This is a genomic window from Alteromonas sp. AWQ4_252, assembly GCF_056158205.1.
This window is the reverse complement of record NZ_JBSWSV010000001.1, coordinates 3,690,489-3,703,982: the sequence shown is the minus strand read 5'-3', so window position 1 is coordinate 3,703,982 and position 13,494 is coordinate 3,690,489. Positions and strand designations below refer to the sequence as shown.

At 47.8% G+C, this 13,494-nt stretch carries 11 protein-coding genes; 9 read left to right on the top strand and 2 right to left on the bottom strand.

The genetic code is table 11. From position 1 onward, the window contains the following. Positions 1 to 31: 31 nt before the first annotated feature. The 8 genes from rlmN (at position 32) to der (ending at position 9,344) form a co-directional block, all read left to right on the top strand. Positions 32 to 1,150, top strand: a complete 1,119-nt coding sequence (gene rlmN, locus ACXACM_RS16305; protein WP_474823053.1) for a dual-specificity RNA methyltransferase RlmN — start codon at positions 32 to 34, stop codon at positions 1,148 to 1,150. A 26-nt stretch (positions 1,151 to 1,176) separates the two neighbouring features. Further along, on the top strand, positions 1,177 to 2,286 hold the full coding sequence (gene pilW / locus ACXACM_RS16300) for a type IV pilus biogenesis/stability protein PilW (protein ID WP_474823051.1): 1,110 nt from the start codon (positions 1,177 to 1,179) through the stop codon (positions 2,284 to 2,286). Between the two features lie 17 nt (positions 2,287 to 2,303). Next, complete coding sequence (locus ACXACM_RS16295) at positions 2,304 to 3,344, top strand: RodZ domain-containing protein (protein WP_474823050.1); 1,041 nt, start codon at positions 2,304 to 2,306, stop codon at positions 3,342 to 3,344. Positions 3,345 to 3,346: 2 nt separating this feature from the next. Next, positions 3,347 to 4,468, top strand: coding sequence for a flavodoxin-dependent (E)-4-hydroxy-3-methylbut-2-enyl-diphosphate synthase (gene ispG, locus ACXACM_RS16290; RefSeq protein ID WP_474823049.1), 1,122 nt, complete (start codon positions 3,347 to 3,349; stop codon positions 4,466 to 4,468). An 89-nt stretch (positions 4,469 to 4,557) separates the two neighbouring features. Then, positions 4,558 to 5,829, top strand: coding sequence for a histidine--tRNA ligase (gene hisS / locus ACXACM_RS16285; protein WP_474823046.1), 1,272 nt, complete (start codon positions 4,558 to 4,560; stop codon positions 5,827 to 5,829). Positions 5,830 to 5,874: 45 nt separating this feature from the next. Continuing rightward, entirely contained in the window at positions 5,875 to 6,495 is a 621-nt protein-coding gene (locus tag ACXACM_RS16280; RefSeq protein ID WP_474823045.1) for a YfgM family protein, read from the top strand. A 20-nt stretch (positions 6,496 to 6,515) separates the two neighbouring features. Continuing rightward, positions 6,516 to 7,775: an outer membrane protein assembly factor BamB gene (bamB, locus tag ACXACM_RS16275; protein WP_474824392.1), complete on the top strand. Its 1,260-nt coding sequence runs from the start codon at positions 6,516 to 6,518 to the stop codon at positions 7,773 to 7,775. A gap of 123 nt (positions 7,776 to 7,898) precedes the next feature. Next, complete coding sequence (gene der / locus ACXACM_RS16270; RefSeq protein WP_474823044.1) at positions 7,899 to 9,344, top strand: ribosome biogenesis GTPase Der; 1,446 nt, start codon at positions 7,899 to 7,901, stop codon at positions 9,342 to 9,344. Between the two features lie 2 nt (positions 9,345 to 9,346). Here the strand turns inward: der and ACXACM_RS16265 are convergent, their stop codons facing one another. Further along, on the bottom strand, positions 9,347 to 10,432 hold the full coding sequence (locus ACXACM_RS16265) for a hypothetical protein (protein WP_474823042.1): 1,086 nt from the start codon (positions 10,430 to 10,432) through the stop codon (positions 9,347 to 9,349). 76 nt (positions 10,433 to 10,508) lie between these two features. After that, the gene (gene xseA, locus ACXACM_RS16260; protein ID WP_474824390.1) at positions 10,509 to 11,864 is read right to left on the bottom strand and encodes an exodeoxyribonuclease VII large subunit; all 1,356 of its coding nucleotides are present in this window, start codon (positions 11,862 to 11,864) and stop codon (positions 10,509 to 10,511) included. A gap of 103 nt (positions 11,865 to 11,967) precedes the next feature. Here xseA and guaB point away from each other — a divergent pair, with 103 nt between their 5' ends. Continuing rightward, positions 11,968 to 13,437, top strand: coding sequence for an IMP dehydrogenase (gene guaB / locus ACXACM_RS16255; RefSeq protein ID WP_474823041.1), 1,470 nt, complete (start codon positions 11,968 to 11,970; stop codon positions 13,435 to 13,437). Positions 13,438 to 13,494 lie beyond the last annotated feature (57 nt).

Here is a 13,494-nt window from a genome sequence, read left to right as displayed (position 1 = left end):
TATTCAGACATGATCGGGGTCGTCAATTTTTATGGCAAAGACAAATCTATTAAATCTTAATCGCGCAGGACTGCGGGCATTTTTTGCTGATATCGGCGAGAAACCGTTTCGCGCAGATCAGGTCATGAAATGGATTTATCAGCAAGGTGTCAGCGACTTCGAAGAGATGACAAATCTCAATAAAAATCTGCGCGCGAAGCTCATTGAACACGCTGAAATCGTTGCGCCGGAGATTGCTTACTACCAGGAAGCCAGTGACGGAACTATCAAGTTTGCATTGGAACTTGAGGGTGGTCAGGAAGTCGAATCCGTGTGGATCCCTGAATCTGAAAGGGCCACATTATGTGTGTCTTCACAAGTAGGGTGTGCGCTGGAGTGTACCTTTTGTTCAACCGCACAACAGGGGTTTAACCGCAACTTGTCGGTGAGCGAGATAATTGGTCAGGTATGGCGTGTTGCCACTTTCCTGGGGCTTTCCAAAGACACTGCCAAGCGACCCATTACAAACGTAGTCATGATGGGAATGGGTGAGCCATTGCTCAACTTGAAAAACGTCGTGCCAGCAATGGATTTGATGCTTGATGATTTTGGTTTTGGTTTGTCAAAACGTCGGGTGACACTCAGTACGTCTGGCGTGGTACCGGCTCTTGATATGTTAGGCGATCAAATTGATGTTGCACTCGCCATTTCTTTGCACGCCCCAAATGACACATTGCGCAACGAAATTGTACCAATTAATAAGAAGTACAATATCGAGGCATTCTTAGCGGGAGTGCGCCGTTATCTGAGTAAGTCAAAGGCAAATCAGGGCAAAGTGACAGTTGAGTATGTCATGCTGTCTAATATTAACGACAGTACAGATCAGGCCCATGAGTTAGCCAAAGTGCTGAAAGACACGCCCTGCAAAATAAACTTAATACCCTTTAACCCATATCCGGGTTCTCCGTATCTTTGTTCCAGTAACTCCCGTATCGATCGATTCGCTAAGGTGCTTATGGGCTATGGCCTCACCGTGGTTGTTCGCAAGACACGCGGCGATGATATTGATGCTGCATGCGGTCAATTAGTGGGTGACGTAGTCGACAGAACTAAGCGAATGCTGAAGAAACAGATGAAAGGCGAAGCAATTTCGGTAAAAATAGCGCAATAACAATTTACAGGAAAGGTAAAAGGTTCATGCGATTAGGATTACTTGGTGCAATATTGCTACTTTCTGGCTGTGTCAGTCAAACGCCTGGCTCGCTTTCAGGCGATGAGTTCGATTTGCAGCAAGCGGCGAAAACCCGTATCTCTTTGGGGTTAACATATCTGCAAAATGGCAATTATCAGCAAGCCAAAGTCAACCTCGATAAAGCACTCGAGTTCGCGCCCAGGTACGCCGATGCTCACTATTCACTGGCTTATTATTATCAGACAGTAGAAGAGTGGGCGCGGGCAGATTCAGCCTATGAAGATGCCTTGAAACTGGCGCCGAGAAACCCAGAAATCGCGAATAGCTATGGCGCATTTCTTTGTCAGCAGCGTCGCTACGACGAAGCGACAGAGTATTTCACCAAGGCACTGGATAACCAGCAATATGCAAACTCTGCCGAGACATATGAAAACATGGCAATATGCGCACAAGCTCAAGGTGATACAGAAGAAGCCTTGCGATATCTGGTAAGTGCATTAAATCATCAGCCTGGCAGAGCTAAAAGCTTGTTTATGCTTACTCAAATTTATATTGAACAAGGTCGCTGGACCGAAGCAGAAACTGCCATGCGGCGATATGAAAAGGTAGCGCGGGTAAGCCCGGAGTCAATTCAGCTTGCTGTTGAAATTGCACAAGGAAAAGGCGATACGGAAACTGCTGAGGGTTATGGTGAAATGCTTGTTACCATGTACCCACAAAGCGCAGCGGCTAAAGCCTATAAAGCTGAGCTGCTAAGTCAGACAAATGCACGAGCGCAAATAGTACGAAAAACAAAACCCAAAGTTGCTCAGGTACCGGCTCCCATGCCCAGCACGTCAGGTGAGATACAATCTCAGCCACAACGACAGCCCCAGTCACAGGCAGTCGAATCCGTGGAACCGAAACCCATAAATAATCAAAATACCAGTACTGAGATAAAAAGCGATGACGCTGGTGCACAAAGCCGATACCATGTGGTAAAAAAAGGTGAGAACCTTTATCGTATATCACTGAAATACAATCTTAAAATGGCCAAAATTCAAGAATGGAACGACTTACCTGACACTGGCGACATCGCGGTGGGTATGCGTTTACGTTTGACGGCCCCACAATAACACTGACAGGTTATCGAATGAGTTCACAAGAAAGTCAGGCAGAAGAATTGGGCGACAACACTATTACGCCAGGAGTAATGCTGCGACAGGCACGGGAAAAACTTGGTCTTAGTCAGTTGCAGATGGCGGATAAGCTTTTCCTGAAGCAGCGAAATATTGATGATATCGAGGCTGATCGCCTGGATGAAAATATGTCTGTCACTTTTGCCAAAGGCTATGTTCGTATGTATGCCAAGCAGGTGGGATTGGATGACAAAGTCGTGATAAGCGAGTTTGAAAAGCTGCACACCACCACAAAGCCTCCTGCGAAGCTGCAGAGTTTCTCCCGCAAAGTTGCCAAACAAGCACATGACGATCGCTGGATGATGGTAACCTGGATAATTCTACTGCTTATTGTTGCTGCTTCCGTGGTGTGGTGGTATCAGCAGCCCGACGACAACAGTGCCATCGGCGACGATTCGCCTGTGACCACTGATACTGGCACGCAAGCCGAGGCGGGCACTACCAACAACGCTGCTGTTGACACCAGGACTGTAGTTCCGTCACCTTCTACAGAGAACGGTGACGAAGATAGTACAAGAGATGCTGAATTTGCGCCCTCGTCATTTTCGCCCACAACTGACACCGAATATTCATCGAACCTTGAGTCTGACACTGCTGATAACATTGATTCTGAAACATCAGATTTGTCTGATACGTCAAAGGACTTAGCTGAAAAACTGGAAAACCAGGCTGACGAACTGAGCGACACCGTTGCTGAGATAAACGACTATGTTGAGCAGGCCGTGGCAGATGAAAGCGGCGCTGAGCAGTCTGTGGAGCTGGTGTTTACGTTTGCGGAAGATTGCTGGGTTAACATTGAAGATGCCACGGGCGAGGCAATTGCCTATGGCGTTAAAAATACCGGTAGGGTAATGCCAGTGAGTGGGTTGCCGCCTTTTAAAGTAACCCTTGGTGCCCCCGACGGTGTGAGTATTACCTATAATGGAGAAGCCGTGGATATATCCGCATTTCAAGACGGACGTATCGCTCGTTTCTCTTTACCAATGCAGGATTAAGCATGTTTACTGAGAGTCCTATATCAAGGCGTAAATCGATAAGGATTAATGTGGGGAATGTTCCCATTGGTGATGGTGCTCCCATTGCTGTCCAGTCGATGACAAACACACAGACAACAGACGTTGAGGCAACGGTAGCGCAAATTAATCGCATTGTTGCCGTTGGTGGTGAGATCGTTCGTGTGTCCGTGCCCACCATGGATGCAGCTGAAGCTTTTAAAGCTATTCGGGAGCAGGTATCGGTGCCACTGGTTGCCGATATACATTTTGATTACCGTATCGCGCTGAAAGTGGCCGAGTATGGCGTCGATTGTCTGCGTATAAACCCTGGCAATATTGGCAATATGGACAGAGTCAGGTCGGTTGTCGATTGTGCCAAAGACAAAAATATTCCCATTCGCATTGGTGTCAATGGTGGTTCCCTTGAGCGGGATCTTCAGGAAAAATACGGCGAGCCAACGCCAGAGGCGCTGGTGGAGTCGGCCATGCGACATGTGGATATCCTTGATAAGCTCAACTTTGACCAGTTCAAAGTGAGTGTAAAAGCCTCTGATGTATTTTTAGCTGTGGGTGCATATCGCCTGTTAGCTAAGCAAATTGAGCAACCGCTTCACCTTGGCATTACCGAAGCAGGTGGACAGAGGGCTGGTGCCGTCAAAAGTGCTGTGGGGTTAGGCATGTTACTCGCTGAGGGAATCGGCGATACCTTGCGGGTATCCCTGGCTGCGGATCCTGTAGAGGAAATTAAGGTAGGGTTTGATATTCTCAAATCTTTGCGCATTCGAAGTCGTGGGATTAACTTCATCGCTTGCCCGAGTTGTTCCCGTCAGGAATTTGATGTTATTGGTACGGTGAATGCGCTGGAACAGCGGGTTGAAGACATCCTTACTCCCATGGACGTCTCAATTATTGGTTGCGTGGTTAATGGTCCCGGAGAAGCAGAAGTCTCCGACCTTGGGCTTACTGGAGCGCGCAACATGAGTGGTTTCTACGAAGATGGTAAGAGACAACGTGAGCGGCTGGCAAACGACGATCTTGTGGATCAACTTGAAAAGCGTATCCGCGCTAAAGCTGCAAGACTCGACGATGCTAATAAAATACCCGTAGCGGTAAAAGAATCTTAATCTTCCTTTGAATTTAAGGACGATTGTTGTTTAACGGTAAAGCCCCTATAATGCGGGGCTTTTATTTATCAGGATAATGAGAATTTCAGGTGGCTAAAACTATTCAGGCGATTCGGGGCATGAACGACTGCCTGCCGGAAGTGTCCGGAACATGGCAACGTGTTGAATCAACGTTGCGACAGGTCGTAGCAAATTACGGTTATCAGGAGATACGCACTCCTATTGTTGAAAGTACAGACCTGTTTAAACGCTCTATTGGTGAAGTTACTGATATTGTTGAAAAAGAAATGTACACTTTTGAGGATCGCAACGGTGACAGTCTCACACTGCGGCCAGAAGGTACGGCGAGTTGTGTCCGGGCGGGCAACGAACACGGTCTGTTGTACAACCAACAACAAAGATTGTGGTACATGGGGCCAATGTTCAGGCATGAACGGCCGCAGAAAGGTCGGTATCGTCAGTTTCACCAGTTTGGTGTAGAAGCATATGGCCTCGAGGGGCCGGATATTGACGTTGAAGTAATTCTGTTAAGTGCGCGTATTTGGAAAGCATTTGGCATAAGTGACCAAGTTACGTTGCAAATTAATTCCCTCGGCTCCAATGAAGCCAGACAGCATTATCGCGAGGCGCTTATTGATTATCTTAAAGCGCGTTCAGCCCAGTTAGATGAAGATTCGTTACGCCGGCTGGAAACGAATCCGCTGCGGGTATTAGATTCCAAGAACCCAGACGTGCAAGCCGCTATACAGGATGCACCTTCCTTACTTGATTATCTCGATGATGAATCAAAAGCACATTTTTCAAATTTATGTGAACGATTGTCGCAAGCGGGTATCCAATATGAGGTTAACCCACGCTTGGTACGTGGCCTTGACTATTACAACCGTACTGTTTTTGAATGGGTGACGGAAAGTCTGGGGGCCCAGGGCACAGTGTGTGCCGGTGGGCGTTACGACGGGCTTGTTGAACAACTAGGCGGTAAGGCAACGCCAAGTGTTGGCTTTGCGATGGGAATGGAACGCTTAGTGTTACTGTTAACTACGCTGCAAGGAACAGAGCAAGATAACATTGCTGCTGATGTTTATGTCACCTCCTTAGGTGCAGATGCATACGCCCTGAATGTTGCTGAATCTTTACGGGATGCTTTGCCGTCATTAAAAGTGATGATGCACTGTGGTGGCGGCAATTTTAAAAAACAATTGAAACGAGCAGACAAGAGTGGCGCGGTGGTTGCGGTATTGTTGGGGTCAGAAGAAGCTGAAAACCAACTGGCAACGATAAAACCTTTACGAGGTGAAGGGGAACAACAAACCGTGTCATTGGCCAACCTGGCTGATGTGCTTAAAGCACAGATGGATTAATTGCTACCTGATTGTGTAGCTGGAAATGGTTTAGAGGTTATATACATGGAACAATTCGCCACAGAAGAACAACAAGTTGAAGCGATAAAGAAATTTATGAAAGACAATGGCGCAGCCATTGTGATAGGTGCAGTGTTGGGGCTCGGCGGCCTCTACGGTTGGCGTTATTATTCGGATACTCAGCGCGTTGCCAAAGAAGAAGCATCTGCCGCTTATCAGGTAGCCGTTCAGGCTATCGAGGCTGATGGAAATACAGAAAAGTTGGACAACTTCATCGCACAAACGGATAACACCGGTTACGCCACCATTGGCGGGCTGGTTTCAGCTCAGCAAGCTGTAAACGCCGGTGATTTAGCTCTGGCAAAAACCCGTCTTAAAGAAGTGCAGTCTACAACATCAGATCCTCACCTTGCGACAATGGCCGGTTTACGCCTGGCTCGGGTTCAAATAGAACTTGGCGAAGTAGATGAAGGTCTCAGTACGCTGGCTGCTCTTGACGACCCGGCTTTTGCGGCCAAAGTGAATGAGATAAAAGGTGATGCGTACGTGGCTCAGAAAAAGTTTGACGATGCACGCCTAGCTTATAGTCAGGCGTTAGAAGATGCCACAGGCAATGTGTTACTCGAAATGAAACTCGACAACTTACCGGCTTTGGCCAGTAATTAATGACAACAGAGGTATCGGATTTGTTCTCAACAACGTGTGACCGTTTAGGTCGAATTACACGTGCATTAGGTGCTGCAGCGGTATTGTCCGCCACGCTGTCAGGATGCACAACCGTTACAGATTGGTTCGCAGACGAGGAAGAATTAGAAATCCGCCGCATTGCGCCGCTGAATGCGAAGTTTACCCCGGTTGTTAACTGGGAGACCGATGTTGGTGATGGCATTGACGATTATTTTTCCCGATTACGCCCGGTTTACGCCAATGACAAGTTGTATATGGCAGATCGCCATGGTGTTGTTGCAGCGCTAAATCCAGAGACTGGGCGGGTTATTTGGGAACGTGATTTCGCCATTTTCACCGATGAAGGCATGATGGCATCTGTTCGTCGGTTATGGGCGAGCGGTCAATCAGCAAAAATTGCAGGTCTGGCTGTGGATGGCGATTTTGTGCTGGTCGGTACTGAAGATGGGGTACTGATGGCGCTGAACACGGAAAGCGGAGATTTGGTATGGTCACAGACTGTGCCTGGAGAAATACTCGCTGCGCCAGCCACTGGTGAAAACAAGGTGGTCGTTAATACTGGCGCTGGGACACTGTTTGCTTTTGACTTGCGAACAGGTGAACCTGTTTGGCAACACGAAGGTGATGTTCCACCCTTGTCATTACGAGGTATTTCAACCCCAGCAATCAGTAATGGTGGTGTTATCGTCGGAACGCCAACAGGCAAAGTACAGGTTAATATTATCGACTCCGGACTAGTGGCATGGGAAACCGCAATCACTTCTCCTGCCGGAGCTACAGAACTGGAGCGTATTGTTGACGTGGATGCAGCGCCATTGATGTATGGTGGCACTATCTATGTTATCTCATATAACGGTACCCTTGCAGCAGTAGAATTGCGCTCAGGCCGTGCCATTTGGAAACGGGAATACGGATCATATCGAAATGTGACTATGGACGGCACCACGCTGTTTGTTGTTGACAACGATTCACACGTTTACGCCCTTGACCGTCGTAACGGTGTTGAACTGTGGTCCCAAAGTGGCTTGAAAAAGCGCTCTCTTACCGCGGCAGAGCCCGTTGGTGACTATATTGTTATGGGGGACAAATGGGGGTTAATTCATTGGCTTGATAAGTCTACCGGAGAAATGGTGGCCCGTTACGACCTTGGCGGTGATGATGAAGATGAATCCGTATTTGTTTCTCCCCTTAACGTGAATGGCAATATCATTGCTGTTACCCGGGAAGGTGATGTCGCATCATTTTCTTTTCCTCAGTAAACGTTGATATGTCAGCCTTGTGCTGACGACTCCTTTAAATCAGGTTATAATCGACCGATTCAAGAGTGGCTGTACTAAGTGCAGCCACAGCTATTTCTCAATACTCTATTTAGGACTTCAAGCATGTTGCCTGTAGTTGCCCTCGTGGGCCGTCCCAACGTGGGAAAATCCACACTGTTTAATCGACTGACTAACACCCGAGATGCGCTGGTTGCTGACTTCCCTGGTTTAACCAGGGATAGAAAGTACGGTCAGGCGACGTACGAGCAAAAGCAATTTATTGTCGTAGACACAGGCGGGATAACAGGCGACGAAGATGGTATCGATGCTGAAATGGCACAGCAGTCGCTGCGTGCCATCGACGAAGCTGATGTGGTTTTATTCCTTGTTGATGCCAGAGCAGGCTTGCTGCCCGCTGACATTGGTATTGCGGAGCATCTGCGCAAGATCAACAAAAACATGTTTGTGGTGGCGAACAAAGTCGATGGAATCGATGGCGACAGTGAAACCGCAGACTTTTACTCTCTTGGTATGGGGCAGGTTCATCAAATTGCAGCTGCGCATGGGCGAGGCGTGTCAGCGCTGTTATCACATACCCTGGTTCCTCTGGCCGAAGACTTCCCCGGGATGCTGGTTCAACCAAAGGCCGAAGAAGATGAGCTGGATGCAGAAGCCCAGTTGGAACGGCTGCAGGGCTTGCCAATAAAACTGGCGATTGTCGGGAAACCGAATGTGGGGAAATCGACACTGACAAACCGTATTTTAGGTGAAGAACGGGTAGTGGTGTACGACATGCCTGGCACAACCCGTGACAGTGTATATATTCCTCTGGAGCGTGATGAACGAGAATACATTCTGATTGATACTGCAGGAGTGAGAAAACGCCGGAAAGTGGCGGATGCCGTAGAAAAATTTTCTATTGTAAAAACCCTTCAAGCTATTGAAGAAGCAAACGTGGTGTTGTTAGTCATTGATGCCAGAGAAGGGATTACCGATCAGGATTTGAGCCTGTTGGGTTATATTTTGAATTCTGGGCGTTCACTGGTGATCGCAGTAAATAAATGGGACGGCCTGGATAAGGACGTTAAGGATGACATTAAAAGGGAACTGGACAGACGGCTCGGGTTTATCGACTTCGCCCGCTTGCATTTTATTTCTGCGCTACATGGCTCGGGAGTAGGTAATTTGTTTGAATCCGTCATTGAAGCTTATCAAAGTGCTACAAAACGGATAAGTACGGCGCTGTTAACTCAAATCATGGAAATGGCGCAGGAAGAGCATCAACCGCCATTGGTGCGCGGACGCCGAGTTAAAATGAAATATGCCCACGCCGGCGGATACAATCCACCCGTAGTGGTCATTCATGGAAATCAGGTTAATGATTTGTCCGGCGCCTATAAGCGGTTCTTAATGAACTATTTCCGGAAATCCCTGCAGGTCATGGGTACGCCAATTAAAATTGAGTTCCGCGAGGGTGCTAACCCATTCGAAGGCAAGAAAAACCAGTTAACTTTAGCCCAGCAGCGAAAACGCAAACGCATGATGTCCTTTCACAAGAACAAAAAGTAAATTTACTGTTTTTGCGACTCTGTTTGGATACGACGAATACTATCCATCAGAGGCGACGGCCCTGGTACTTTGATTTTGGGTAATGCCAGGGCGACCAAGGTGTCGGCTACTCTGGCCGGAAAAGTGGTAGAGATAGTAACCAACTTATCTTTCATTTCAAACACATAGGTCGTGGCATAAATGGGTTCTGCTTCAGCTAAGACAGCATGAACCGCCATTCGATAGCCATTGTATAGCTCGCCGTCTTCGCCAGGGGTCACGAATGGGGTAACAGGTTCATCCACAAACAAATTCATGGACTGCACTTCTGCCATCTGCCTGGCCTCATTGAGGTTTACTCTCAAAGCATGCTGCAACCGTTCAGCCTCATTGCCACTGTTAATGTTGAGTACAGGCGCTACAGTTACATCAAGTAGTGCATCTTCATACTCGGGATGAACATAGCGAGTGATAACGCCCTTAAATGGGTCGGGATAAAGCTGTGTATCTAAACGGGTAAAGCTGTCGATGTGCTCTGGCACAGTCATGTCTGACAAGTAGTCGCTGGCTTCAAGCTTTTCAAATAGATATGCGGCAGAAAATACTTTTTTGGCAATAACCTGTAACCACCAGTGTTCGAGGACGTCACTGACGATGGCTTGTTGGTCTTTACTATCGTCTTGCTGAGAGGAATAAATGGCACTGTCAATTTCAACCCCACGCCACTGAACTGTAATTTCAGTGAAATATCGAGCCTTTGGTGAATCGTTGTGAGAGGCTGACTCAGACGAGGTGGTGCCTAAAGAGGCAATCAGCAGCTCATAATCGACGTCATTGGACGCCGCCAGTACCTCGTCAAACCAGCCTCGTTGTGCCAAATCAGTAACAAACAAGTTACCGTTCAATACATCTTCCACACAAGCTTCGCCACTGGAGCGAACCTTTTCACACATATCTTGCAATGCTTTGCTCGGGTAAGTCCCATACAGGGATATAGGCGCCATCACCCTATACTCAGGGAGAAACGATTCATTTGTTGGCTGGGGAGTTGGAGCGTGCTGGCAACCGAAAAATAAGGCACTCAGCAGCACAATAGACACCTTATACACGGTACATCCTGTGATAGTAGAAGACCTAGTGTGACTCAAGCTATCACGTTGCTCAAGCCACTTTGCAATTTTTATTTTAGTTCTTTGTATCAACAGAGATAACTTTACTGGTGATTATGCCTTTTGCTAAGCGGGTTTCCAGAATATCGCCGTTATTTACGTCCTCAATATCAGTCAGGGGAGTGTTGTTTATCATTGAGATAGAGTAGCCTCTGCTTAGGGTATTCAGGGGGCTGACACTTTGCAGTACGCCTGCGGCGCTAGCCAGCGCACGTTGTTTGTCTTTAAGTATTTGCAAACACGCACGATGCAGGGCTGTGTGCAGGCTCTCGTGGCGATCTTTCATTCGCACAATACGATTCACCGGCGTCATGTTTGCCAGTTTATTCTGCAACTGACTCAGTGTCCTTCGTTCCTGAGACAATCGCGCAGTCATGGCATGATTCAAAGAGAGTGATAATCGGTCTAACGTTTGCGCCTGGTTTTCCAGTCTTCTGGAAGGATGTACCGCCTTAAGACGAGCACCTATCATTGTCGCTTTATGCTTGAATTCTCGTACCTGCTGCATCCATGCTCTAACCAGCTGCCTCTCTTTCTCGCGACAGGCGGCTAACAGGCTTTCCTGGTCCCTGCTCAATAATTCTGCGCCTGCCGAGGGAGTTGGTGCCCTCACGTCGGCAACAAAATCGGCAATTGTCACATCTACTTCGTGGCCTACCGCGCTAACTACAGGTACCGGAGACGCCGATATGCAATGGGCGAGGCTTTCATTGTTAAAACACCATAAATCCTCCAATGAACCCCCACCTCGGGTAAGTAATATTACGTCAACTTCATTTCTGCGATAGGCGGCTTCCAGTGCTCGGATGATGGATATGTGCGCTTGCTCGCCCTGAACCATGGTGGGATACACAATGACTTCCGTAGAAGGGCTTCGCCTTTTTAACACAGTAAGTACATCATGCAGCGCTGCGCCAGAAGAGGACGTGATAACGCCAACCCGCTGTATGACTTCAGGTAGTGGCCGCTTGGCCTCAGCATCAAACAACCCATCGCGCTGTAGTTTGGCTTTGAGCGCATCAAATGCCTGTTTTAAATGTCCTTCGCCATCGGGCTCAAGGTGCTCCACTACCAGTTGATAGTCTCCCCGGGGCTCGTAAAGACCAACTGAGGCGCGCACCAGTACTCTGTCACCTTCTTTGGGCCTTTGTTTACAGTAGCGGTTAGTGTTTTTGAACATGGCGGCCCTTATCTGGGCCTTGCTGTCTTTCAAAGTAAAATACCAGTGCCCGGATGCAGCACAGACAAAATTCGATATTTCAGCAGACAGCCAAATAAGCCCGATTTCACCTTCTAGCACAGTTCGAGCGAGGCGATTAAGCTTGGTGACCGTCAATATTTGACGGGACGTAGACGGAGTGTTGAAAATCATAGACAAAAAATATTCAGGTTTAATACGATTAGAGTTTACCTGATTATTAAAAAACACTACAATTGCGCCGCAATTAACTCTCCACTTATTCAGGTGTTATTGCATGCTCAGAATCATTCAAGAAGCTCTTACCTTTGATGATGTATTGCTGGTACCGGGACATTCTACTGTCCTCCCTCACACAGCAAACCTACAGACTAAACTGACCCGTGGCGTGTCGCTGAATATCCCGATGGTATCTGCGTCTATGGATACGGTTACTGAAGCGCGCCTGGCTATCGCCCTTGCTCAGGAAGGCGGTATTGGCTTTATTCATAAAAACATGGAGCCCGCAGAGCAGGCAAAGCACGTTCGCGAAGTGAAAAAGTACGAATCTGGCGTAGTTTCCGATCCGGTGACAGTTGAACAAACAACCGCCATTGGTGAAGTACTCACAATGAGTAAAAACCTGGGTTATTCAGGTTTTCCAGTTACTGATAAAGACAATAATTTAATTGGTATCGTTACTGGTCGTGATATGCGCTTTCAAAATCGTCTTGATCTTCCGGTAAGCCAGGTGATGACACCTAAGGCGAAGCTGGTTACAGTAAAAGAAGGGGCGAATCCCGACGAAGTCTTAGATTTGATGCATGCTAACCGCATTGAAAAAATTCTCGTTGTTGATGATGCGTTTAAGCTGAAAGGCTTGATTACTGTTAAGGATTTCCAGAAAGCGGAAAACAAACCCAATGCGTGTAAAGATTCTCTTGGCCGGTTACGCGTCGGTGCCGCCGTTGGCGTGGGTGCCGGAACAGACGAACGCATAGCCGGTTTGGTTGATGCGGGCGTTGATGTATTATTAATTGATACTTCACACGGCCACTCACAAGGTGTGATCGATCAGGTACGTCGCATCCGTGATGCTTATCCTGATTTACAAATTATAGCCGGAAACGTGGCAACGGCAGATGGAGCGAAAGCCCTTGCTGACGCTGGAGTAGACGGTGTTAAGGTGGGTATTGGTCCCGGTTCTATCTGTACTACCCGAATTGTCACTGGGTGCGGTGTACCGCAAATTACTGCTATTGCAGATGCTGTTGATGCGCTGGAAGGAACAGGCATTCCGGTGATTGCTGACGGTGGTATTCGCTTTTCCGGTGATATTGCTAAAGCGCTTGCTGCCGGAGCCAGTTGTGTCATGGTAGGAAGTATGCTGGCCGGTACCGAAGAAGCACCAGGTGAAGTAGAGTTATATCAGGGCAGGTATTACAAGTCTTATCGCGGTATGGGCTCTTTGGGAGCGATGAATCAACGGCATGGTTCGTCAGATCGTTACTTCCAGGCTTCAGATAACGCAGAGAAGCTGGTACCTGAAGGTATAGAAGGCAGGGTCGCTTACAAAGGCCCAATTGCAACTATTATTCACCAACAAATGGGTGGACTTCGCTCAGCAATGGGCCTGACCGGATGCGCAGATATCCCAACGTTAAACACGAAAGCACAGTTTGTGCGGGTAACATCAGCAGGAATGGGGGAATCTCACGTTCACGATGTCAGCATAACAAAAGAAGCACCCAACTACCGCTTGGGCTAAACGCCGCTAATTTAGTAGTTTGATTAGGCTGGTAATTTTACCAGCCTTTCTGTTTTA

What these genes read in the sequence shown, in the direction of transcription:
- guaB (WP_474823041.1), top strand. Translation starts at nt 11,968, where the DNA reads ATGCTCAGAATCATTCAAGAAGCTCTTACCTTTGATGATGTATTGCTG.
- der (WP_474823044.1), top strand. Translation starts at nt 7,899, where the DNA reads ATGTTGCCTGTAGTTGCCCTCGTGGGCCGTCCCAACGTGGGAAAATCC.
- ACXACM_RS16280 (WP_474823045.1), top strand. Translation starts at nt 5,875, where the DNA reads ATGGAACAATTCGCCACAGAAGAACAACAAGTTGAAGCGATAAAGAAA.
- pilW (WP_474823051.1), top strand. Translation starts at nt 1,177, where the DNA reads ATGCGATTAGGATTACTTGGTGCAATATTGCTACTTTCTGGCTGTGTC.
- xseA (WP_474824390.1), bottom strand. Translation starts at nt 11,864, where the DNA reads ATGATTTTCAACACTCCGTCTACGTCCCGTCAAATATTGACGGTCACC.
- ACXACM_RS16295 (WP_474823050.1), top strand. Translation starts at nt 2,304, where the DNA reads ATGAGTTCACAAGAAAGTCAGGCAGAAGAATTGGGCGACAACACTATT.
- ispG (WP_474823049.1), top strand. Translation starts at nt 3,347, where the DNA reads ATGTTTACTGAGAGTCCTATATCAAGGCGTAAATCGATAAGGATTAAT.
- rlmN (WP_474823053.1), top strand. Translation starts at nt 32, where the DNA reads ATGGCAAAGACAAATCTATTAAATCTTAATCGCGCAGGACTGCGGGCA.